Annotated in this window: 13 protein-coding genes; all 13 read left to right on the top strand. The window is 33.9% G+C overall.

Annotation, left to right across the window (positions count from 1 at the left end; genetic code table 11):
- Positions 1-547: 547 nt before the first annotated feature.
- Entirely contained in the window at positions 548-787 is a 240-nt protein-coding gene (locus DK857_RS19405; protein WP_227003194.1) for a hypothetical protein, read from the top strand.
- Positions 788-873: 86 nt separating this feature from the next.
- On the top strand, positions 874-1,098 hold the full coding sequence (locus tag DK857_RS19400) for a hypothetical protein (protein WP_227003193.1): 225 nt from the start codon (positions 874-876) through the stop codon (positions 1,096-1,098).
- 58 nt (positions 1,099-1,156) lie between these two features.
- The gene (locus DK857_RS16170; protein WP_109393698.1) at positions 1,157-1,855 is read left to right on the top strand and encodes a fimbrial biogenesis chaperone; all 699 of its coding nucleotides are present in this window, start codon (positions 1,157-1,159) and stop codon (positions 1,853-1,855) included.
- Positions 1,833-2,387 (top strand): fimbrial protein, encoded by a 555-nt coding sequence (locus tag DK857_RS16165; protein ID WP_109402723.1) that lies wholly within the window; start codon positions 1,833-1,835, stop codon positions 2,385-2,387. The genes DK857_RS16170 and DK857_RS16165 overlap by 23 nt, the downstream gene beginning before the upstream one ends.
- A gap of 10 nt (positions 2,388-2,397) precedes the next feature.
- The gene (locus DK857_RS16160; protein ID WP_109402722.1) at positions 2,398-2,940 is read left to right on the top strand and encodes a fimbrial protein; all 543 of its coding nucleotides are present in this window, start codon (positions 2,398-2,400) and stop codon (positions 2,938-2,940) included.
- Between the two features lie 8 nt (positions 2,941-2,948).
- Entirely contained in the window at positions 2,949-3,641 is a 693-nt protein-coding gene (locus DK857_RS16155) for a fimbrial biogenesis chaperone (protein WP_109393701.1), read from the top strand.
- 4 nt (positions 3,642-3,645) lie between these two features.
- A complete protein-coding gene (locus DK857_RS16150) occupies positions 3,646-4,392 on the top strand; it encodes a fimbrial biogenesis chaperone (protein ID WP_109393702.1) in 747 nt (248 codons plus the stop codon).
- Positions 4,393-4,444: 52 nt separating this feature from the next.
- On the top strand, positions 4,445-7,030 hold the full coding sequence (locus tag DK857_RS16145; protein WP_227003192.1) for a fimbria/pilus outer membrane usher protein: 2,586 nt from the start codon (positions 4,445-4,447) through the stop codon (positions 7,028-7,030).
- Positions 7,031-7,065: 35 nt separating this feature from the next.
- Positions 7,066-8,232: a hypothetical protein gene (locus tag DK857_RS16140; RefSeq protein WP_109393703.1), complete on the top strand. Its 1,167-nt coding sequence runs from the start codon at positions 7,066-7,068 to the stop codon at positions 8,230-8,232.
- A 436-nt stretch (positions 8,233-8,668) separates the two neighbouring features.
- Entirely contained in the window at positions 8,669-10,381 is a 1,713-nt protein-coding gene (locus DK857_RS16135) for a ShlB/FhaC/HecB family hemolysin secretion/activation protein (RefSeq protein ID WP_109402721.1), read from the top strand.
- An 80-nt stretch (positions 10,382-10,461) separates the two neighbouring features.
- Entirely contained in the window at positions 10,462-23,715 is a 13,254-nt protein-coding gene (locus DK857_RS16130) for a hemagglutinin repeat-containing protein (protein WP_109402720.1), read from the top strand.
- Positions 23,666-24,202, top strand: a complete 537-nt coding sequence (locus DK857_RS16125; protein WP_226893907.1) for a hypothetical protein — start codon at positions 23,666-23,668, stop codon at positions 24,200-24,202. The genes DK857_RS16130 and DK857_RS16125 overlap by 50 nt, the downstream gene beginning before the upstream one ends.
- A gap of 240 nt (positions 24,203-24,442) precedes the next feature.
- The coding region (locus DK857_RS16120) for a VENN motif pre-toxin domain-containing protein (RefSeq protein ID WP_167394847.1) at positions 24,443-25,812 on the top strand (1,370 nt) is incomplete at its 3' end.

The raw sequence follows: 25,812 nt of genomic DNA, 5'->3' as shown, positions 1-25,812 counted from the left end.
TAAAATGGCCTCAGCAATGAGGCCATTTTTTTACATTGAATAAACAGTATTAGAATCAAGCTGGATAATAAATAACCAACCAATTAATTGCACACAATAAAACTAAGGATATTTACTTGTTTAAATAAAAAATTAAAAATAATTTTATGTGGGATTTAGGTTTATACTTAAGTACTAACACTTAAGTTAATTTACCTACTTAAGTTAAATTAAATACTTTTTTATCTTGGTTTTAATTCATATATATATATGAAAAACAAAATTTATATATCAAAAATATATTTTTTTATTTTTTAAGTATTATATTGATGCTCAATTAAAGATTAGCAAAATATCCTAAAAATAAAGAAAACACTTTATAAATAAAGTGTTTTAAATAATTATCATTATGCAATTTAAACTTACTTTATGAGTAAATTTTTGATTGTTGTGCTACTCTTTAATTAGGATTAGAAAATATATTTTCTTAATTAACATCTAATTAAGATGATTAAGAGAATAATACTAATTCCAATAGGCGATTTATTTAAAAACGAAAGGTAACAATATGTCTTTAATTAAGAAAGTTGCTCCGTTTATCGTGTTATCTGGATTTATGGTTGCAGGTAATGCTTTTGCTGCAACACAGGGTACAACGGTGTCATTCGAAGCATTAATTCGTGCCGCAAGTTGTGATGTTTCTTCAACAACAGAAGGTTCTAGAATTGATTGGGGAACCTTCACAAGTGATGAAGTGACTGGCAAAAACGTCGGTGATCAATTAGGAGATAACAGACGTTTAATTTAGAGCTTTCTAATTGTACAGCAGCATTAGCAGCTGATGGAACAATCAATCTTTATGCTCGTGGTAATAAATCAAACTTTGATTCTGAAATGTTTGCTAACGCAACAGCAGCTTCTTTAGCTGTAAAATTGTCAGCAACAGCAAGTAATACTTTAGTTAAACCAAATGTTGAAACAGGTCTGACATTAGGACAAGAGATCATTAAAGACGGCACTGGTCGTATTCCGATGACTGCTGGTCTATATTTAACAAATGGTGCAGTAACAAGTGATGAATTAAAAGTACCAGTTACTTTTACTGTTGCTTATAACTAATATTACTTAATTTTTAGAGGCTCTACCTAATAGAGCCTCTCATTAAAGAAGAAATATAATGATTAAAATTACAAATAGAATAAGAAAATTTTTTGTTATTTTACTAATGATTATATCTCCATTTGCTTATTCTAAAGGAGTGGGTTTAAACGCTACACGTATTATTTATCCTGAGGGTGAGAATAGTGTAGGTGTTATCGTTCGTAATGAAGAACCAAAAATAAATTATTTGGTACAAGCCTATATTACTTCTGATGAAAACCCAATTGTATTTCAAGTCACTCCACCTCTTTTTAGAATTAATAATTTATCAAGGCATGAAGTGAAAATTTATGCCATGAGTAATTCTTTACCGAAAGATAGAGAAAGTATCTTTTATTTTCATGCAAAGATGATCCCTGGACAAAACAATAATTCTGACACAGCGGGCCTAAGTGTAGGATTTGATAATGTCATAAAGCTTTTCTACCGACCTAAAAACTTACCGATGACATCAGAGGATGCGCAAAAGAAATTAAGATTTAGTGTGGAAGGAAAACAATTAAAGGTAGTCAATAATTCCCCTTATTACATCAATTTTGCTGGATTCTCTGTCAACAATATAAAGCTAGATGTTAGTTTGGCCAATAACAATGCCATGATAGCGCCTTATAGTTCGATAAAATATGCCTTACCTACAGGCGTAACTAAAGGAAGTGTTCAATGGCGTACAATAGATGATTTAGGTGGATTTAATGAACATAAAGCCACATTTTAAACCAATTGTATTGGGCGCATTATTAACCTGTATCTCTTTTTATGGATATAGCGCTGTTGATGACTCTGCGGTTGTAATAGTAAAAGGCTCAGTAACAAAAGGAACGTGTGCTTTTACTTTATCAGACCAAGCGGTGAAATTTTCTCAATCAACATTAATGCAAAATGTTGATGAAATAGGTGTAAAAAAGGAAAACAAAATACCTTTTTCAGTTAATTATCTTTGCCAAGATTATGTTGATGAAACACCTGATATGGAAGTTGTTATAAAAGCGGGATCAGGAACACAAATTGCAAATAACAAAATATCGCCAGTGAATAATCCAACTAATGCGAGTTTTGCTCTATACGATTGTAAAGGTGATCATTGTTCTTTAGTTAATTTTAATGCTGGGACAAGTTCTGTTTATATCACAACAGGAAATGGTAATAAAAATAAAGACTTTGAAGTCGAGCTCGTTAAGAAAGACAGTTCGGCTGTTAATCCGGGTACGCTAAAAGCAATATTAGCATTAACACTTATACAACCTTGAGAAAGTAAATATGAATATATTTCTATTGAAAAGGAGTTTGTTAAGTTTATTTATTACACCAGCACTATTTATTAGTTTCAGTGCTCAAAGTGTTGAATTTGATTTTAAAGTGACGATTGATAAACAGACCTGTAAGCTCTCAGTTTCAGGAACAAGTAACAATGAAATTGATTTTGGTAGTATTCAATCGAATAAAATTAAAAATAATCTTATAGAACCTATTCCGATAAAGGTATTACTGAGTGACTGTAAAACGAATGACTTTTTTGATACTTATGTGACGATGAAGGCAAAAAGTACTTTAAATACAATTACTTTTAATGATGATCTCAATAAAAGTTTTGGTATCAGAGTATCAAGTAAAAATAATGTTGCTCAATCTAATACTAATACGGATTTTTTTAAATCTGAAGATACGGTTTGGAATAACATAAGTAAAGATAAATTAGAAAAAACACTCTATACCTATGTCAAATGCAAAGATCCCACAGCTTGTGATCCCGAATCTGGGGAGTTTTCGGCAACGTTAACTTTTTCGTATATCGTTGATTAAGATATTATATGAATAATTTTATTATAAAAGTTTCCATTATTTTAATATTAGTTTTTAGTTATTTTAATGCTAACGCTCAAGGGGTTAGTTTAGGCAAAACACGCGTTATTTTTTCTGAAGGTAGTTCAAGTGAAAGTGTATATATTTCTAATGATGATAATCAACCTTATTTAATACAAGCTGGCATTACTGAATATATTGATGGAAACTTGTCATCTAATTTTATCGTTACTCCTCCTGTGTTTCGTTTAGAAAACAAGAGCGTATCATCTTTACGTATTTTATTAAAAGATATTCAAGATTTACCCAATGACAAAGAATCACTCTTTTATTTGAATACAAAAATTATACCTTCTACTAAACGACCTAATGAAAGTGAATTACAGGAATCAAAATTAGTATTAATAACTAATTTTGTTATTAAAGTAATTTATCGACCTGAAAATATAGCAAGACCTTCAGAACAAGATTACAAAAAAATCCTTATTAAAGAACAGGAAGGAAAGTATTTTTTAGATAATCCAACTCCATATTATATGACATTAACATCAATTAAATTTAATAATGAAAAATATAATAAAACTTTATTGTTAGCACCTTATAGCAAAACTGAATTGATAGAAGTATCAATAAAAGAAGCTAGTTGGCATGTAATTAACGACTATGGTGAATTATCAAAAGAATTAAAATATAAGGACTAATGAAATGAACGTTTTAAATAGTCGTGCTTTTTCTATTACTACTTTTATATTAGGTTTTTTTTATTGCCAATTAGCATGGGCTGCTAATAATGCATTTGAATTTTCATTACAAAGAATGACATATAATGAAGGCAGTAAAAGCATTTCTATCGGTTTAAGAAATAATGAAAAAAAAGCGTATCTCGTTCAAGCGAGTATGAGATGGTTAGATGAATCTACGGGGTTACAATTAATTGATAAAAAAGAGAACCCTCCTTTTATTTTAACACCATTATTACAAAAAATAGAGCCTGAAGAATACTATGAGTGGGTGATTAAGTTTACTGGCTCAGAAAGTGCATTACCAACAGATAGAGAGAGTGTTTATATTTCTCAATTTCGATTAATACCATCTACATCTGAAGAAACTCCAAATGTGCAGATGAACTTTATTAGAGCATTAAACTTTAAAGTCTATTATCGGCCAAAATCTCTTGAAGGTATAAAAATAAAAGATGCAGAAAAAAAATTATCATTATCAATTGATGGTAATAAGATAATTGCTAAAAATGATTCACCTATTTATTTGGCTTTTAACACAATAAAAATAAATGGAAAAGAGATCGAGCTGCAAGAGTTATCGAAAAATGTACCTCCATTTGGTACACAAGAATACTTATTTTTTAATAAAAAAAATGTTACATCTATTCATTGGCAAGTATTAGATGAGTTTATGTTCCCATTAGATGAAAAAATGAAAACAGTAAATTAATAAATTTATAAAAATATATGTTTTTATAAAGCTAAAGGTTAAGAGTGTAAAAATGAATAAATCAATGACAATGTTTAGATACAGTTTTTTTACATCACTTATTTTGTTCTCATTTAATTCTTTTGCAGAGGATTATTTTGATCCTGCATTACTTGATGGGCAATTAGGTGCATCTGCAAATGAAATTGATTTAAGCCAATTTTCACAAAAAGATGCGTTACCTGAAGGTAAAATATCTTTGTTAGTTTATGTCAATACTAATAATAATGGTGAGTTCATTATTAATTTGGTAAAAGGGCCTAATAATAAAGTGGTGCCTGAAATAACACGAGAATTATTAGATAAATTAGGTGTTAATACGAAGGTGGTACCTAAGTTAAATATGTTAAAAAGCGATCAGGTGATTTATGATATTAATGAATATATTCCTGATGCATTAATAAAAGTAAAATTAGCAGAATTAAAACTAATCACTAGTTTTCCTCAAATTGTTATGTCCAATGATGTTGTTGGCTATATTGATCCCGCCTCTTTTGATAGTGGTGTTTCTGCCATGTTTATCAATTATATGTTTAGTGGAGGACATTCTTCTAACGATAGCCATTTTGATAAAGTTAATAATAATGGAAAACAAAAAAATGATAATTTCTTTGCTCAACTAAGAGCCGGTTTTAATCTTTATGATTGGCGTTTACGTTCGACAATGACACAGACGTATACCCGAAATTCAAATAATGTAGAGACTCAAAGTAATAATAGTAATAAATTTTCTAATACATATCTTTCTCGTAATCTTTATTCTTTACGATCGGAATTTATTATTGGTGAAACTACAACCGGAAATGATGTCTTTGATAGTATACCAATGAAAGGTATGCGTTTAGTTTCTAACGAACAGATGTTGCCAGCGAGTCAACAAGGTTTTGCGCCAGATGTGAGTGGGATTGCTCAATCTAATGCCCAAATTACTATCCGACAAAATGGGAATGTCATTTATCAAACTTATGTTGCACCCGGCGCATTTAAAATAACCGATCTTTACGCGAGTGGCTCAGGAGGGAACTTGGATGTCACAGTGAAAGAAGAAGATGGTTCAGAAAGGACATTTACAGTTGCTTTTTCATCATTACCCGTAATGTTAAGACCGGGGGGGTGGAAATATGAAATTAGTACTGGACGATTTGATGGTGGCACAACGGTTGGTTCTAAAAAAGCAGATTTTCTGCTTGCCAGTGGTATTTATGGTTTACCTCATGATGTCACTCTTTATGGTGGGTTATTAGGTGCGAAAGATTATTACGCTATTTCTTCTGGGATAGGAATTTCATTAGGTAATTGGGGGGCTCTGTCTACAGATATCACACATGCTCATGCTGACTTTAATACAATTGGCTCTCAAAATGGGCAATCTTATCGATTCCGTTATTCTAAGAATATGACCACTACAGGAACCTCTGTTGACTTAACGGCATTACGTTTTTCAACTAAAGATTATTACGATTTTAATCAATTTAATACTGAAGATTATCAGTTAAAAGATGGTACTTCACCGTGGTTAGGTGAACGAGAAAAAAGTCGTTTCACAACGTCATTATCACAATCATTAGGTCAGTACGGTAGCATTTATTTATCTGGTAGCCGTTATAATTATTGGGAACAAGATAAGAATGTTACTCAACTTACGACAGGATATAATGGCAATATTCGTGGTATTAACTTTGGCGTTAATTACAGTATTGATAGAATAAAATCAGATGATAGCTGGCCTGAAAATAGGCAAATTAGTTTTAATGTGAGCGTTCCATTTAGTGTGTTTAGTAATTCACCTGCGCTTAGCAACTTTAATAGTACTTACATGATAAACCATGATAATAATGGAAGAACTAACCAGCAAGTTGGATTATCTGGTAGTGCATTTAATAACTCCTTATCTTATGGTATTTCTCAATCTTGGGCTAACCAAGGCCAGTCTAATAATGGCTCAGTATATGCTAATTATTCAGGTAACTACGGTACATCCTCTCTAAATTATAATTATTCAAGTGACTATTATAATGTTAATGGCAGCATGAATGGTGGTTTACTTTTACATTCAGGTGGTTTATTGCTGGGTAGAAGTATGGGAAGTAGTATGGCCATTATTGAAGCACCTGGAGCAAAAGGTACTGAATTAAGTTCAGGAAATGGTGCAATTAATGGACAGGGATATGCGTTATCACCGTATCTTACAGAATATCGCCAAAACACGATTGCATTAAATGTTAATACATTGCCAGATAATACAACCCTACAATCCACTTCTCAAAATGTAGTTCCGACAAAAGGCGCTATTGTTAAGGTTGCCTTTAAAACAAAGATTGGCTTCCAAGCTATTTTAAATCTTTCTCAGAATAAAAGTGTTATTCCATTTGGCGCTATTGCTACATTAATTGATGCTGATAATCCTAATGATTTGAATACTGGTATTGTTGGTGAAAATGGTCAGCTTTATATGAGTGGGCTTCCTGATAATGGCAAGCTGTTAGTGAAATGGGGTAATAAAAACCAGCAAAGTTGCAACGTTTCATATAATGGCTTAAGCGATATTGAAGTCAATAGCAAGCAACCAATAAGAATTTTATCTCTTTCTTGCCAATAAAAAATAATCTTTATTTTATAGGTGGATGCATAACAATGAAAATGCGTAATTTAATGATGGCATCACTAACTTCAGTATTAATGACTTCGTCATTTAATGTTTTAGCTGGAACAGATAGGGGGGCTATGACATTAAGCTTAACTGGGGTGATTGATATGAATATTAGCCCTACACAAGTTCAATATATAAATGGTACATTGACTGGGAATAGTAGTTTTCCAGGGAGTCCTGTTTATGATAATAGCAGTAACTCTTCTTGGGATACTAAGTATGCGATTATTTCTTTAAGTCAGTCAAAAACAAGATGTGATGCTACATTTGTTTCTAAAATTCCAGGGCAAACTAATAAATACGGTCTAAAATTAACGCATTCCAATAATACAAGTACGGCAGTTTATGTAACACCACAATTTAACTTCAATGTCAGTTTATCTAATTTTAGTTCTAATTATCAAAGTGCTTATTCGGGGCAATTTTTTCGGGTGAATAGTAGTCTCGTTGATAAAGAATCATCTAGCATTAATGTATGTTTTGTGCCACATAATTATGCAACGACAACAGTTCCTGGTGGTGGCTCAAAAGTTGTTAGTGTCACAACTCCAAGTTCATTTCCTGTTTATATTGATGCTAATTTAACGCCAGGTAAGTTAACGTATAAAGGCACTCCTTTTTATGTAGGTAGTTTTGGTCGGAGTGCTAGTGGTGACTTTTTTGCACAAGTTAACGTAATTGCTGATGTAACAGTAAAACGTTCTTGTGCTGTTACTGGGGTATCTAATCAACAAATTAATGAAAATATGACATTTACAAATGAAGTCATTAAAGACTCTGTATTTACATTATCCTGTGGTGGTACAGGTAACCCTGTAAATATGTCAGCGGTGATTAAAGAGGGAAGTTTAGATCCAAGTAATGTAAATAAATTAGTCTTAGCTCCTATTAATGGTACTGTATCTAACAAAAAGCCTTGGGTTATAGGATTACCTTATAAGCAAACTTCAACACCGAACTTAAAATGTGCTGATGAAAATAATAACAACTTATTAAAGTTCAATAATACTGATATTGAGCTAAGTGGAACCAATATGGGGAATAATCAACCTGATATATTTGGTATCAAATGGGCTCTTTGCAAACCAGATGGGACAAAAGCAGGTGAATACCGTGGAAAAGTAGATGTGAATATTTTTGTCCGTGGATAAAAATCACAAAGTTAGAAAAGAAAAATAAAAGTGGACCTTAAGGTCCACTTTTTTATGGAAGATATTTTTATTTCTATTGATTTAAGCTAAGAGTTTATTTTAACTCGAATAGGCATTTCAATAATGAATAAATTATTTCAATTCAAGTTATTTAAACTAAATAAAAGGCTATGATTTAATTTAAAGTACAATTTATTTTAATTTTTATAATTAATTAAGATTAATATTAATTAATTTATTAAGTGATTTCTTTTGTTATATAAGGCTAATTTTTTAACATAAGTTGATTTTTTTAATCTTTATATTGTCAAAGTTGCGGTATTTTATTTGTTATTCGTTTTTTGATATTTACTTTATATATTTTAATATTAATAATGTTAAAGATTAGATGTATCTTAAATACAATTAAAATCACACACTCTATTTATTGCACAATATGAAAAAAATTATACTCTTTTTAAATTTATGGGTGTTTTTTACGCTATTTAATATTCCCATATCTTCAGCAGATGCTTCTGAAAAAGCGACTGAAATCTTTAATCAGCAACAACAGCATAATCAAAGCCAACAAGAAGCGCTTTACCAACAATTAACACCTGAAATACCTAATATATATTTTGATATTGGCAAATATGAAGAAACAGAGAATAAGACAGAAGAAAAGCTTTGCTTCCAAATAGAGCACATTGAAATAACAAATGCCGAAGTTATTCCCCATTGGGTTAATTTATCCCTTTTAAAAACTGAATTTATAGGACAATGTTTGGGGGTAAAAGGAATAAACGCTTTAGTGACCCGTATGCAAAATCGGCTATTAATGCATGGGTGGATCACCACGCGTATTGTTGTACCTGAACAAGATATTAGTCGCGGAACTTTATATCTAACAATAGTTCCCGGCATTATTCGCAATGTTAAGTTTACAGATGACTCTGATAAATACGCCTTGCTGTATACCAGTATGCCTGCACATAAAAAACAACTACTCGATTTACGAGATATTGAACAAGGGTTAGAAAATCTGCAACGATTACCGGTTGTTAGTGCAGAAATGGAAATTAAGCCAGGTGAAAATGCAGGCGAAAGCGACATTGTGATAAAGCGAAAACAATCTCGTTTCTGGCATACTTCATTGTGGATAAATGATGCCGGATCACCTGCAACAGGGCGTTATCAAGGTGGTTTAATGTTCGCACTAGATAATCCTTTAGCGCTGAGTGATTTGTTCTATTTATCAACAGAACGTGATTTAGACTTTGTTGGTAGTAAGAATAATCAAAATATTATGGCGCATTATTCAGTGCCTTTTGGCTATTGGTTATTCGATATTAACGCCTCTAAATATGATTACTCTCAGACAGTAGCAGGCCATATTAAAGATATCCTCTATTCAGGAGAAAGTGATAGCGTTAATGCAGGTGTGTCATACATTCTCTTTCGTAATCAAAATAGTAAAACAACATTACGTTATGGTGTTCAAGCAAAAGTATTACGAAATTATATTGATAATACCGAAATTGAAATACAACGCCGACGAGTGAGCCATTGGCTAGTGAATCTCTCGCATCGTCAATATTTTAGCTTTGGGACTTTGGACGGTAGTATAAATTACCAAAAAGGAACTCGCTGGTTTGGTTCAATGGCGGCTTACGAAGAAAAGTATTTTGATAATTACTATGCAACAGATAAAGCGAATATTTTAACGTGGCGAGCTGAATTAGATATTCCAATATCTATTGCCCAACAGCAATTTAAATACCAAGCAAGCTATCGCAAACAAATGACTCACGATGCATTAACCCCCATTGATCAATTTGCAATTGGTAATCGTTGGTCTATTCGTGGATTTGATGGTGAAAGAACGCTCAGTGCAAATGAAGGTTGGTTTTTACAAAATACATTGAGTTGGCGATATCCTGCAACAGAACAGTTTATTTACCTTGGTGCGGACTATGGTGAGTTAAAAACAAATACGGATAATCCTCGATTATTAGGTAAACATCTTGCTGGTGGTGTTGTGGGTATAAAAGGTTCGTTATTTTCATCCACAATAAAATATGATTCATTTATTGGCATACCATTATCTAAACCTGATAGCTTTAAAACGGATCATATTAATTTGGGGTTTAGTATTAATTTTAATTATTAAAATACAGAATTAACTCAAATATTAAATAAAAAATAATAATTAAATAAAATTTTGTTGTTTTGATGGCAAGGATCTAACACATGAATAAATTATGTTATCGCGTTATTTATAATCGTACACGACAGTTAATGGTTGTCGTTTCTGAATTAACTAAATCAAGTGGTGAAAATAATAAACGAAATAATATTATTTCATCGCCTATTCGTACATCACTTAATAGTGTGGCCTTTATTTTACTGCTAATGCAGGGATTAGTGAGTTTTTCAGCACAAGCAAGTCAAATTATTGCTGATCAACATGCGCCCCAAAATCAACAAGCAACGGTATTACAAACAAGTAATGGGCTTGCTCAAGTTAACATTCAGCAACCGAATCAACATGGTGTTTCTCGTAACCAATTTACACAATTTGATGTCGATAATAAGGGCGCAATTTTAAATAACAGCTTGCAAGATACGCAAACTCAGTTAGCAGGAATGATAACAGGCAATCCTTGGCTCGTTAATGGTGAAGCTAAAGTTATTTTAAATGAAATTAATAGCCAAAATCCGAGCCAGTTAAATGGTTTTATTGAGGTTGCAGGTCAACGTGCTGAAATTATTATTGCGAATCCAGCAGGGATCAGTTGCCAAGGTTGTGGCTTTATTAATGCAGTAAATACCACATTAGTTGCCGGTAATGCACTAACGCAAGATGGTGCAATTACTGGATATGAAATTAACAATGGTAAAATTGTTATTTCAGGAAATGGATTAAATGATACAGCGAGTGATTACACGCGTATTTTAGCGCGAGCGGTAGAAGTAAACTCACGTCTTCAAGCTAATAAATTAGAAATTACGACAGGGAAAAATATATTAGATAACGAAGGTAATATTGTAAATCAGGATGATAAAGCTGAAAAACAAACTGACTATGCAATCGATGTTGCACTGGTTGGTGGTATGTATGCTAATAAAATAAAGCTTGTTGGTACTGAGCATGGTGTAGGTGTACGTAATGCTGGAGAAATTGGTGCTGATATTGGTGGTTTAACTCTTAATGAAAATGGGCAGTTAGTTAATAGTGGTAAAATCCAATCTTATTCAGAATTAGATATAAAAACAACGAGCCTTAACAATCAGGGGTCTATCGTTGGTAAGCAAAACCTAAATGTTACTGTTGAAAACCATTTAGCAAATAGTGGTACGTTACAAGCTAAAAATAATATTCAAGTTGATGCAAAAGGAACTGTTTCTCAAGCGGAAGCAGGTAAATTTCTTGCACAAGAAAATATTCAGATTGATGCTAAAAACTATTTGGCAGAGAAAAAAAGCCAGTTAGGTGCTGGCGTTGATAATAAAGGTAATATCTCAAAACCTGCAACGTTGACATTAAATATAAAGGACGAATTAAATTCTGCGGGCCAACATTTAAGTAGTAGTAATATTGCTTTTAATGCTAAGAGTATTGATCTTTCAAATAGTCATACTCAGGGTAAATCACTGCAAGTAAAAGCGGCAGAAGGCCACGTAACTTCTGACTCAGCTCAGGTTAATGCTGAAAATATAGTGCTTGATGCGGGTACTTATATCTCAAATCGTCACGGTGAAATTAAAGGTGAGACGGTTTCACTTATGGCACCTCAATTGATTGATAATACCAAGGGGAAAATTACACAAACAGGCTCTCGTGAGTTATCTTTCAATGCAAATGAGTTAAATAATCAACAAGGTGAAATTAACGCACGAGGTGTGCTGACTTTTAACAACCAAATATTAAAAAACCAAAAAGGAAATATTCAAAGTTTAGGTAATCAATTAATTGTAAAAACAACCGAACTGAATAACCAGCAAGGTATTATTTCTTTACCCAAACAAGGATTATTAGCTATAGAAACCCAGCATCTTTCTGGAAGAGAAGGAACATTATTATCAGCAGGAGACTTATCTTTACAAGGTCAACTGCTTGATTTAGAAAATGCAACAACGCAGGCTGATAATATAACTATTACTGCAACTAATCTGAATCATGATAATGCGACCTTAAAGCAAACAGGAGATAAGACAACATTTATTACAGTTAAACAAACACTCAGTAATCAACAAGGTAAAATCCAGACTCAAGATCAGTTAACGCTTAAAGCAAGTATAATTAATAATAATCAAGGCGAAATCAGAACATTAAATAATGATCTTGCTATAACAACGCAACAAGACTTGATCAATACTGAAGGTAAATTAATTGCAACTGCTCAGAATAAAATCGATGCAGGTCAATTAGATAATTCAAAAGGTCTTGTACAGGCTGAAAAAAATATTTCACTTACCTTAATGAATGAGCTGAATAATCATTCAGGTAAGATTATTACGTCTGAAGATAGTCAAATCCAAGCAGATCGATTGAACAATCAGCAAGGTGAAATTGGTGCGAATACATTAAATATAATGTTGAGTAACGAGGCGAATAATAAGAAAGGCATTATTCTTGCTCAAGATACGCTCCATTTTACAGCAAAAGGTATCGATAATAGTGAAGGTAGTATCCAATCTGAAAGTAACATGTGGATTGATACCAAAGGATATACATTAAATAATCAAAATACCCAGCATTCAGGCGGCATAATTAGCCGTATCGCATTAAATTTACTAACAGGAAATATTAATAATATTCAAGGCGTTATTAATGCCAGAAAAACAATTGACTTACAAGGAAAAACAGTCAATAACTTAAAAGGTCAAATAGTAACTAAGGCGAATTTTACTGCTGAGACTCAAGGCTGGAATAATACTTCAGGATTAATACACGCATTAAATATTACAATAAATACTAATAAACAAAAGCTTATTAATCGGGATACACAAGATAATCAAGGTATTCAGGCCAGTCAAAAACTACAATTAAATACGGGTGTTTTAGATAACTATAAAGGTGATATTGGCGGAAAAACCGTATTGTTAACAACAGAAGGGCTAGATAACGGGCAAGGTATTATTGATGGAAAAACGTTAGATCTGAACACAGGTAAATTTACCTTGATTAACCAATTAGGGAAAATAAGTTTAACTGAAGGTGCAGATTTAAAAACGGGTGAAATTAATAATCAACAAGGGTTAATTATTACAGGTAAAGATTTAACAATTAATAGCCATCAGCAAATAATCAATAATCGTGAGACAAAAAAGAGTGGTGGTATTGTTAGTCAAGGAAAATTAACACTAGAGAGTGGAGAGCTTGATAATCAAAAAGGACAAATGCTTGCTAAGCAAGCTATAAATTTAACCACCCAAACTGTAAAAAACAATACAGGTAAAATTGTTAGTGAATTATCAAGTTTAACATTTAAAGGATTATCGTTAGATAATACTCAAGGCCATCTCTTTTCTTCTAAAAATTTGCTATTAACGTTAAGTGATAAATTGACCAATCACTTTACGAAAGAGAACGACCAAGGTATTGAAGCACAAGGGTTATTAACTATTACTAGTGGAAATATTGATAGCACCAAAGGGCGTATTGTTTCTGGTGAAAAATTAATATTAGAAAGTAGTGATCTTATTAATAAACAAGGAATTTTAGGTAGTCTAAATAATAATTTATCTATTACTAGTAAAGCAATAAATAATGATGATGGCTCAATCAGTGCTTATGATATTACTATTAATACACAAGGTGAACATTTAAGTAATCAAAGCCAACAAAATAGTAGCCAAATTTTTAGTAAGCATAACCTTACGATTGAAAGCGGTGCAATAGATAATACTAAAGGTAAATTAGTTGGTAAAAATACAATTAATATTACGAGTGATGGAGATTTAAATAACCAACAAGGTCAAATATCCAGCACTCATTCTTTAGATATAACGACAAACAGCTTAAATAATGCTCGAGGGCAGATTTCCTCAAATAAAGCTATCACGGTAACCTCCGATAATAATATAGATAATACAGAAGGAAAAATAGAAGGACGTGGTAGTATTAGGATTGAAAATAATGGCCAATTTAATAATACATTAGGCGAAATTATTGGGAAAAATAGTGTCGGTATTTTATCTCAGGGTGATTTAATTAACTACAAAGGGCGTTTAGGGAGTGAAAAATCATCAGTAACACTAAATACCTATAAAATTGATAACCGTTATGGTGTTATATCAGCACAAAGTACTTTAGAGTTAGATTCCAATAAATATACTATTAATAATACTGATACTAGCCAAAGTGGTGGTATTGTTAGTCAAAAAAATATTATCTTAAAAAGTGGTGAATTAAATAATGAAAAAGGTCATTTAATTGCTAAAACTGACCTGAATATTGATACTCATCAGCAAAAAATAATTAATAATAATGGAATTATATCTGCTGATAATGGCATGTTAACGGTAGACTCAACGGCTATAAATAATATATCTGGGTTGATTTATTCTCTTAAAAACATGCTTGTTAATACTCAAGATCATGATATTGATAACAGCGATACTAAGAATAATAAGGGGATCTTGACCAAAGGAAATTTATTATTAAATGCAGGTAATATTTTTAATGTGCAAGGTAACTTAAGTGCTGAAGGCTTAGCAAAGATAACTTTTAATATATTAAATAGTGAACAAGGAAGACTAGCTAGTTTACAAAATAATCTAACCTTAACAGGAAATCAGCTTAATAATAACAAAGGATTAGTTTACGCATCAGAAGAACTCAAAATAATACTAAAAGAGTCACTCAGTAATAATGAAACAGTTGATGAGCTAGGTATTATTAGCCATGGTAATATTGAAATTACAGCGAAAAATTTTGATAACCAACAGGGGCGTTTGATTGCCAAAAAAGATAATCAGCTATCTTTGAATGAAATTAATAATCAGCAAGGCACAATAGCAAGCCAAGCTGAAAAATTAATAGTAAACAGTCAATCATTATTTAATTCTTCAGGATTAATAAGTGCTTTTTCCTTATTGGATATTAATACCCACAAACAGAAAATAGATAATCAGCAGGGTGTAATAGTTAGCCAGTCTGACAATATCACTATCAATAGTGGTGAAATAATTAATAATTCAGGCTTAATCAGGGGGATAAAAAATGTAGAAATTAACACTCATGATCAACATTTTGATAATAGTCACACAAAAGAGAGTGGCGGTATTATTAGCAAAGGAGAGTTAACGATCCATGTAGGTGATTTTATTAATGAAGATGGAAAAATAATATCGACAGCAAAGCAATCCCTTTTTACTCAAGATATTAATAATAAAAAAGGAAAAATAGGGAGCTTGCAAGAGAGTGTTTCTATTGAAAGTCTGGCTATTAATAATCAAAATGGATTAATTAGTGCTAATAATAATCTAACTATTACCACTCATGATAATGAATTTGATAATAGTAACTCTTTATCTAATGCAGGTGTGATTAGCCAAGGTACACTTAATTTATATACGGGAAAATTAAATAACCAGTCTGGATATCTATTTTCTGCAAAATCACTATTACTTAATAGTTTTGGATTAAATAATCAAAATGGCGAAATTGCCAGTCAATCTAATGGCCTTAAATTAGTAACACAAGCACTAAATAATCAAAAAGGGACACTTTATTCGGCAGGCTATTTCTCATTAGATACTCAAAGTAATCAATTAGATAATAGCCAAACCTTGACTAAAGGTATTATTAGTAAAGGTCCGTTGATACTAAAAACGGGTGATATAATTAATACTCAAGGACGATTAGTTTCGGACGATAACGTTAATATCACAAGTGGTAAATTGATTAATAACCAAGCACAGCTTGGTAGTCAATATGGTAAGTTAAATCTGACCACAGCAGAAATTGAAAACAAGAAAGGTGTAATTACTGCGAAAAATGACTTAATCATTAAAGCACAACAACAAAAAATTAATAACCAAAATGGAACAATAAGTACCTTAGCTAAACTGGTTATAAATAGTGGTGATTTGATTAATCACTTTGGAAAGATTGCATCTAATCAATATGCTGATATTACAGCAAAACAACTCGATAACACAAAAGGCACTATTGCAAGTAATAGTGATAAGCTGAAATTACAAACAAAAGATGTTAATAATAATCAAGGTCTGATTTATGCGGAAAAAGCATTAACAATTTATGCTGATGGCGAATTAAAGAATACTGATAATAAAGCAACTTCAGGTATTGTTGCTAAAGATGATCTTAACCTGAAAGTTAAACAACTTAATAATCAGGAAGGATTAATTTCAGTAGTCGGAAATTTAGATCTAACTAGCCTTGAAAAAATCAATAACCAACAGGGGTTAGTCACTGTTGGGGGAAAAACAGATTTAACAACTTCCCAACTAAATAATTTTCAAGGAAAAGTCTCATCTTTGGGTTTATTAAAAATAAATCATGGTGATTCTCTATTCAATAATCGTGAAGGTAATTTAGTTTCTTCTAATAATATTTGGCTAAAAAGCGGCATATTAGATAATCAATACGGTAGCATTACTGCAAATAATTCGGTAACGATTAATAGTGCTGATTTACAGAATAATCAAGGTACATTATATGCAAAATCGACTTTAAAAATTAGTGCTCAAAAATTAGATAATACAGAAGGATTATTACAGTCCGATAATCAGCTATCAGTAAATACAAATAAAAAAATACTAATTAATACTAAAGGTAACGTAATTAGTGGTACGGAAACACAATTAAATATTGGCACCTTAAACAATCAAAAAGGCTATATTCAAGCAATTGAAAAGCTTAATATTCAATTAAATGGACAAGCATTAGATAATCAACAAGGAACATTGTTATCTAAAAAAGATTTTGTTATTCAAGGAAATAGTGTAAATAACAAAAACGGAAGTATTGTTAGCGGAAATAATACCAATATTACGTTGGAGCAAGGTTTTAATAACCAATTAGGGCAAGTTCAATCTCAAGGCTTGTTAGTCCTCAATGCTCAGAAATTAGATAACCAACAAACTCAAAATGATGAATTAGGACTAAAGGCAAGTAATATTCATATTTCAACTAATGAACTCCTTAACCATCAAGGTGTTATTCAGGCGAGTGAATTATTAAAATTAATACCAGCAGAAAAACTAAATAATCAAAGTGGTTTGATTTCTGCAAATGAATTAACTATAGGTGGATCACCAAAAAATAACTTAGCCATTGATAATAAAAAAGGGCTGTTAGCTACAACGTCACAGCTTCGCTTATGGGCTGAAAATTTAACCGGCGATGGTGACGTTATCTCGGGAGGTAACAGTGAAATTCAGCTCAAGAATGCTTTTGTATTAGATGAAAATGCCACAATTAAAGCTCAAGACTCATTAATATTTTCTTCAGAACAAAGAATTGATAATCGTGGATTTATTTATGCAGGTGAGCAACTTTCACTGAAAGCAACAAGCTTTACTAATTATGAACCTGTAAAAAATAATGAGATCATTACAGCACGTATTGCAAGAAGTGCTGATGAGTATGAAAAACGTAATGGTGAAGTGAGTGCTAAAAATCTAGCGATTACAGTATCAGATAATCTGCACAATACAGGATTGATTGATGCCTTTGGAGGAAAACTTTCCTTAATTGCAACGACAATCTATAACCAAGTTGGTGGTCGTATATATGGCGATAATATTTATATAAAAAGTCAGCAATTTGATAATAGTGCGAAACTTGATGAGATTGCGCCAGTATTAGCATCTCGTGAAAATTTACAACTTTTCAGTAATACGATAAATAATCGTAATCATGCCCTGATTTATAGTGGCGATGATATGGCAATTGCTGGTTTTGATACCGAAAATCTGCCAGAAAGTATCGCTGCTGATGTCCTTAATAATGAAAGTGCATCAATTGAAGCAAATGGGAATTTGTTTGCCCATATTTCAGAAATTAATAATCGTGATCTCTATTTAAAAATAAGTGATCCTGAAAAAGTGTCTGAAATTCCAATGTATCAATTTGGTGTTGATTACAGTAGTGATAAATTTGACGCTGATGATGAAAAAATTTGGTACAACATCAATACGCGTGAACATTTATTACATGTTAATGGTAGACAATATAAAGATTTTTATGAATTTAAATATAATATCGTTACAGAAGAATCTAAATTATTACACCGTGATCCCGCATTAATATTAGCGGGCAAAGATATCACTCTAAAAGGTGATAATTTAAATAATATAGATAGCCATATTATTGCTGGCGGAAAACTGATTATTGATGGAATGCATATTAATAATCAGGAAACTGCTGGGCAACATATTGAATACCATGAAGGTACAGCAATAAAGCATAAACGCCCAGGTAAGCGTAGAGGAGGTAAGAAAAAAAGTAGCTCTACTTCACATTCTCAATATGGGCCGTTTGAAGTGGTTACTGATTTGCCATTGGGCTTATTAGAATATAAAGAAAACAGTAATCAAACGTCAGATAAACGTCCAGAAGCAAGTAAAACTGATGAAGTTATTATATCGGCTAAGCCAAGATTTGGTCTTCTAACTATTAAAGAAAAGAGTATTGATGTTCATACTGAAAATATTGCTTCTATTACCTTAGATAAAAGTACCGAGAAATTAGCTAATGAATTGTCGTTAACACAACATCAAGATAATTTATTGACTGAACAAAATGATTTTATCTTATCAGGGAAGATAGAGACAAAAAAACTTGATGGAACTATTGAGCAAAAAACGGCTGAAAATAAAGCTTTAAAAGTAGGTGATGAAGTTTCTATTACTGAAATTAAACAAACTGAAATTAATCAGCCAAATTTAACCCTACCTGAAATAAAACATGTAGATAAACAGCCTTTAGTGCAACAACCTATTGGTAAAATTATTACAGTACCTCAATTAGATAAACCAACAGAAAATAAAACTATTGAGGTTAATATTCAAACAGTAGCACCAATATTGAAATTACCTGAGAATCGTTTATTTAACTTAAATAAAGGAACAGATAGCCAATATATTGTTGAAACAGACTCTCGTTTTACCAATAAAAGAGAGTGGTTAAGCTCAGATTATATGCAGAATGCATTATCTGTTGATCACAATAATACACATAAACGTATTGGTGATGGTTTCTATGAACAACGCATAGTACGCGATCAAATTATCCAATTAACGGGTAATCAATATTTAGATGGGCATAATGATAATGAGCAGCAATATCATGCATTGATGGATGCAGGTATTCGTTTTAGTGAAGAGTTTGGTATTAAACCGGGTGTAACACTAACACCAGAACAAATGGCAATGATCACGGCTGATATGGTGCTATTAACCAGCAGGGAAATCACTTTACCTAATGGCTCCGTTGAAAAAGTGTTGGTGCCACAAGTTTATGCCAGAGTATTACCTGGTGATTTGCAAAATAGTGGCGCATTGCTTTCAGGTAGTGAAGTTATTTTAAATAATATTCCAGAGCTGAAAAACCAAGGTACTATTTTAAGTAAAAATGGATTACAAGTATCAACAGATAATTTAATAAACCAAGGTCTTATAAAAGGAAAGACCGTTGATTTAACAGCGTTGCATGATATTAAAAATGAGGGTGGCCAAATTGCAGGGCAGAGTCGCGTTAATTTGCAAGCCGGTGATTCTCTTATTAGTACTGCAACAACAAAGGGTGACGAGACTAATCAATGGATAAATCGTGGCGCTGCCATTTATTTAACTGAGCCTGATGGTGAAATTGCATTAAAGGCAACACGTAATTTAGAACTGACGGCAACAGATATTTTAGCCGGTGGTAATAGCCGAGTTTTATTAAATGCAGGTGAAAATATTGAGTTAGGAACTATCAATACGGTTCGCCAAGAAAATATAGATTGGGATAGTAAAAACTATCTGCATAAAACGACGCAAGAAGAGATAGGCTCTCGCCTTTATGCGGGTGATATTACATTGCAATCAGGTGAGGATATTCATCTTACAGCAACAGATATTCAAGCCACGGGACTGTTAGGATTACATGCAGGTAATGATATTTCGCTAAATAGTGGTTACTCCTCAATTGATCAAATTGCCCATGGTGTCACAAAAGACAAATCGTTTGGTTCATCGGAAACACGCACTACGCATGCTGAAATTCATAATAAACAGGCAACAGGCTCTCTATTAAAAGGGAATGAAATTTCGGTTTCTGCAGGCAATAATTTAACGGCACAAGGCAGTGAAATTATTGCAACACAAGATATTAATCTTGATGCAGGTAATCAATTATCACTAACAACGGCACAAGAATTAGAGTTCCAATCTTATGAAGAAAAGATCAAAAAATCAGGCATTGGCGGTACCGGCGGTATTGGTTTTACCGTCGGAAAATCAACTTTTGAACAGCTGAATAACAGTGGTGCTATTACTTATAAAGGCAGTGTAATCGGCAGTACTGAAGGTAATATTCGCATAAATTCGGGTGATAATCTCACTATAGATGGCAGCGAAATGATTGCCAAAAAGGAGATATCTCTTACTGGGGATTCTGTTGATATTTCTTCTTCTGAAAATAGCTATACCGAATTAAGTCGAACCAAAAGTAAACAAAGTGGTGTGACGGTTGCCCTAAGCGGTACGGCAGGAAGTGCTATCAATGGCGCTATTGCGGGATACAAAGCCGCCAAAGAAACTGACGATAGCCAAATTAGTACCTTACAAAGTATCAAAGCTGGGCTTTCGGGGGCTCAAGCAGTGGGTGCTGTGGCGTTAGATAATGCCCAATCAGGTACAGATAATGAAAGCACAACGTTAATTGGCGCTAATGTTTCTTATGGTAAAAGCTCGTCTGAATCAGAAACCATACACCAACGAAATATTGCTCAAGGCAGTAGTTTAAGTGCAGGTGAAAACCTCTCTATCACCGCAACAGGTAAAGAAACAGGCGATATCACTGTTACGGGCAGTGAACTGCAAGCTGGCAACGATCTCTCGTTGATAGCTACCCGCGATATCAATTTACAGTCAGCACAAAACCAAGAAACAACAGACAGCAAAAACGAAAGTAAAAGTGCTTCTGTTGGCGTTGGTGTGACGGTGGGCTCTGGCGGTGTTGGCGTTAACATTAATGCCAATGGTAGTCGAGGTAAGGGATTTGAGGAGGGCGATCACACCTATTACACCAATACGACGCTAAATGCAGGGCAAACTCTCACCTTACAAAGCGGTCAAGATACAACACTAAAAGGCGCGCAAGCTCAAGGTGATAAAGTTATTGCGAAAGTGGGTGGAGATTTACACCTTGAAAGCCAGCAATCCATTGATGACTACAAATCGAAGCAATCGAGTGAAAGTGTGGGTGGTAGTGTCAATGTGATGGGCACACCGGGAGGTTCAGCCAATATCTCGTTTAGTCGCGATAAAATGGACAGTAAATACCGTTCAGTGGAAGAACAAACCGGCTTATTTGCAGGCAATCAAGGATTTGATCTTACTGTGGGTAAACATACCCAACTTGATGGCGCGGTGATCAGCAGTAAAGCTGATGCAAAAAATAATCAGTTAGATACAGGTACATTAGGCTTTAGTGATATCCATAATTACGCAGAATATAAAGTTGAGCATCAATCTGGTGGTGTAAGTACTTCAGGTGGCGTTGAAGGGAATATGCTGGCGAATATGGGCCATGCATTAGCTATGGCAGGCAACCATAGTGATAGCGCTGAAAACACCACTCAATCTGCGGTATCACAAGGGACATGGACAGTGCGTGATAGCGATAATCAACAGCAAGATATCGCACAATTAAGCCAAGATACCGATAATGCTCACAGCACGTTAAATAAAATCTTCGACAAAGAAAAAGAGCAAAACCGTCAACAAAAACAACAGTTGGTGGGCGAAATTGGGGCGCAGGTTATCGACTTAGCCACCACGGTGGACACTATTCGTGGTACGAACCAAGCGAAAGCTGATTCAAAACTCGATAATCTTTCTGATACCGCTTACGACAATCTCTATCAAGCCCTTTCAGAAACTAACGATAACGTTACTGAACGTGATATTCAGAATCACCTCTTCCAGCAAGCCTTACAGGATTATACTAACCAATCCGACTTTGGTTCGGGGGGTAAATACACCCGCGCAATCCAAGCCATTACCGCATTTACGCAAGGTGTAATGGGCAACAATATTGTTACCGCGATTGCTAATGGTTCCGCCCCTTATCTTGCTAATGAAGTGAAAAACCAAATTCAAGGTAACAGTGTTGAAAGTGATATTCAGCGCACGATAGCGCACGGATTACTCAATGCAGGCCTTGCGTTAGCAAAAGGTGAGAATGCAGTAGTGCAAGCCTCTGGCGCAATGACAGGGGAAACAGTGGGTATTTTATCGCACTCACTTTATGGCAAAACCCCCGAAGAGCTGACTGAGACTGAAAAGCAGAATATAAGTGCATGGGCAACGTTAACTTCTGGGATTGTCGGCGGTTTAATCAGCGATAATAGTACAGGCGTTGCCAATGCCGCCCAAGCAGGGAAAGTGGTGGTTGAGAATAATGTATTTGGTCCTAAAGATCTACCTTCAGGAATGGCCGATTATGGGCAAGCCATGTCATCACTGGCTATTTCGATGGCACAAAATGATAATAGTATAGAGGACATCAATACTGCGTTAACAAGAGCGACGAAAGGAGTCCACCCAGAGGGGCAAGATCCGGCTTTAGGGATAATGATTGCATGGGGAAATATTACGGGTATACCGCTTGATGTGTTTTTAACACAACAAGAGATGACACTAGAAAAAGCAGCTGAAATAGTGGGAAGTACTCCACCGACTACAACAGCGAAAGCTCTTCAATTTATAGCAGCAAAAACCTATTTGGCATTTGTTAAAGGAGGGCAGTCAATTCCGAAGTGGGAAGGCGGTGAATATCTATATGATTTTAAACCATCATCTACGCCTTTAGAATTAATTCAGGAGCAAGGTGGCAATGACTTCAAAACAGCCTATATACGAATGGATCATATTCTTAATGGAGAAGTAAAAGTATATAAAAATGGTTTTCAAAAAGCAGGTGGAGGCCATTATTTAAGAGATCCAAATGTAAGGGTTGATAAATGGACAGCTATACCAGATATAAATGGTGTCTCAAAAGGGTATATATCAGTAAGAAATGAAGTAACAGGAAAATGGATAAAAAAGCAAAGTGAAACAACATTTTTCCCTGAACATTGGTCTAAGCGACAAACCGCTCAGGAAATAGAGAGTGCATTTAAAAATTCATCACCAGATTCTCTTAGAAAGGAAGTATGGCAAGGGGTATCGTCCTCGGGAGTTAAAATTGAAGGGTATTATGGAAAACCCGATGGAACAGGTGCAACTGCTTGGCCAGTATATAATGGTAGGAAACAATGATATGTATAGCAGAAAAATATACTTAAGATGGAGCCAATTCCATCAACATTATGCTCCATCTGGTATGAACACTAATGAAGATATTAGAAGAATACCAAAACAAGGTTATGGAGTTTGTGAAATAGCTGCTTGGTTGTCCGATGATATCCAATATTCTATTAACTCAATTGATATTTGGATAAGAAATTTTTCTGATTTTATTGAAGGAAAATTAGCAGATGGTTGCTTCGGTATGGGGAACGCCCATTGGGTTTTAGCTGTACAAGATAAAGTTTTTATCGGTTGTGAGTATGTAATTGAACAGCAGGTTATACTCACAATTGAACAAATTCTTTATGTGCTGGAACAGTATCGTCAATTTTTAGAAGCAGATTATACTAATCCTCAAATTCAGCTAGAACCCATTGATGTTGAATATATTGCGGAAGGTGACGTGGCGGTAAAGTTATATGAATCACTAGAAGGTTCGTATGGAATGCCTTATTGATGAGTTTTAAAGAAAATCCCAACGGTGGAAAGTATTTCAAAGTGTTGGGATTTCTTTTTTAATCGTCAACTTACAGGTGTTGTAAATAATTCGGTGTATTTACCTTACACACTTTCTGATGCCCAGATTTAGTTGACCACTTCACAACGGTCCAGTTTTGTAAGAGAGGGTGTAGTGTGTTCTAACCTATAACCCTAACCTATTCATACTCTTATCACTGATAGTCAGTTATGGACTAAGTTGGATTTATATTCATTTGTAATAAATACATTAACCGCATTATCTGCTAATAACCTTTCTGATGCACTGGCAACATGGATAGTGCGTGATACCGATAATCAACAGCAAGATATCGCGCAATTAAGCCAAGATACCGATAATGCTCACAGCACGTTAAATAAAATCTTCGACAAAGAAAAAGAGCAAAACCGCCAACAAAAACAACAGTTGGTGGGCGAAATTGGGGCGCAAGTTATCGACTTAGCCACCACGGTGGACACTATTCGTGGTACGAACCAAGCGAAAGCTGATTCAACACTCGATAATCTTTCTGATACGGCTTACGACAATCTCTATCAAGCCCTTTCAGAAACCAACGATAACGTTACTGAGCGTGATATTCAGAATCACCTCTTCCAGCAAGCCTTACAGGATTATACTAACCAATCCGACTTTGGTACGGGCGGTAAATATACCCGTGCAATTCAAGCTATTACCGCATTTACGCAAGGTGTAATGGGCAACAATATTGTTATCGCGATTGCTAATGGTTCCGCCCCTTATTTTGCTAATGAAGTGAAAAACCAAATTCAAGGTAATAGTGTTGAAAGTGATATTCAGCGCACGATAACGCACGGATTACTCAATGCAGGCCTTGCGTTGGCAAACGGTGAGAATGCAGTAGTGCAAGCTTCTGGCGCAATGACAGGGGAAATAGTGGGTATTTTATCGCACTCACTTTATGGCAAAACCCCCGAAGAGCTGACTGAGACTGAAAAGCAGAATATAAGTGCATGGGCAACGTTAACTTCAGGGATTGTCGGCGGTTTAATCAGCGATAATAGCACAGGCGTTGCTAATGCCGCTCAAGCCGGGAAAGTGGTGGTTGAGAATAATTATTTAACAGCCAAACAAATAACTTCATGGCTTGAAAAGTATTATCTTGCTTCTACAGATGAGGAAAAGAAACATTTAGTTGAATTAGGAAATAATGTCGATGCAGAACAACAGCAAAAAGCGATAGAAACTAGGATCACTAAAGAACATTTGGTTCAACAACAAGATGAATTAATTTTACTTATTCAATCAGCAGATTGTAATGCTCATTGCAAATCAATTGCTGAATATAGTATCAAAAAACTGGATCCTATCATTGAAAATTATAGTGAATTACAGCGTGGTAATAATATTCCACGAGCCGTTGTTGCAACGACAGCATTAGGTTTACCAATAATGAGTAAGGCTATTAGCCCTTATGTAGCGAGTTGGTTGGGTAGCACTACTGTTGCTAGCCGTGTGGTAGGTGTAACAACTACGGGCACAGCAAATTTAGCCATGCAGGTGCATAATATTAACACAGACCCAAAAGCGAGCTTTAGTTATGCAAGCTT

Origin of the sequence: Proteus terrae, from assembly GCF_003144325.1 — a bacterium.
GTDB lineage: Bacteria > Pseudomonadota > Gammaproteobacteria > Enterobacterales > Enterobacteriaceae > Proteus > Proteus terrae.
This window is presented reverse-complemented; position numbering and strand designations above follow the sequence as displayed.

Excerpts from the sequence above, each read along its gene's own strand:
- DK857_RS19405 (WP_227003194.1), top strand. The coding sequence starts at position 548 with ATGTCTTTAATTAAGAAAGTTGCTCCGTTTATCGTGTTATCTGGATTT.
- DK857_RS16150 (WP_109393702.1), top strand. The coding sequence starts at position 3,646 with ATGAACGTTTTAAATAGTCGTGCTTTTTCTATTACTACTTTTATATTA.
- DK857_RS16155 (WP_109393701.1), top strand. The coding sequence starts at position 2,949 with ATGAATAATTTTATTATAAAAGTTTCCATTATTTTAATATTAGTTTTT.
- DK857_RS16130 (WP_109402720.1), top strand. The coding sequence starts at position 10,462 with ATGAATAAATTATGTTATCGCGTTATTTATAATCGTACACGACAGTTA.
- DK857_RS16125 (WP_226893907.1), top strand. The coding sequence starts at position 23,666 with ATGGAACAGGTGCAACTGCTTGGCCAGTATATAATGGTAGGAAACAAT.
- DK857_RS16165 (WP_109402723.1), top strand. The coding sequence starts at position 1,833 with ATGAACATAAAGCCACATTTTAAACCAATTGTATTGGGCGCATTATTA.
- DK857_RS16140 (WP_109393703.1), top strand. The coding sequence starts at position 7,066 with ATGAAAATGCGTAATTTAATGATGGCATCACTAACTTCAGTATTAATG.
- DK857_RS19400 (WP_227003193.1), top strand. The coding sequence starts at position 874 with ATGTTTGCTAACGCAACAGCAGCTTCTTTAGCTGTAAAATTGTCAGCA.
- DK857_RS16170 (WP_109393698.1), top strand. The coding sequence starts at position 1,157 with ATGATTAAAATTACAAATAGAATAAGAAAATTTTTTGTTATTTTACTA.
- DK857_RS16160 (WP_109402722.1), top strand. The coding sequence starts at position 2,398 with ATGAATATATTTCTATTGAAAAGGAGTTTGTTAAGTTTATTTATTACA.
- DK857_RS16135 (WP_109402721.1), top strand. The coding sequence starts at position 8,669 with ATGAAAAAAATTATACTCTTTTTAAATTTATGGGTGTTTTTTACGCTA.
- DK857_RS16145 (WP_227003192.1), top strand. The coding sequence starts at position 4,445 with ATGAATAAATCAATGACAATGTTTAGATACAGTTTTTTTACATCACTT.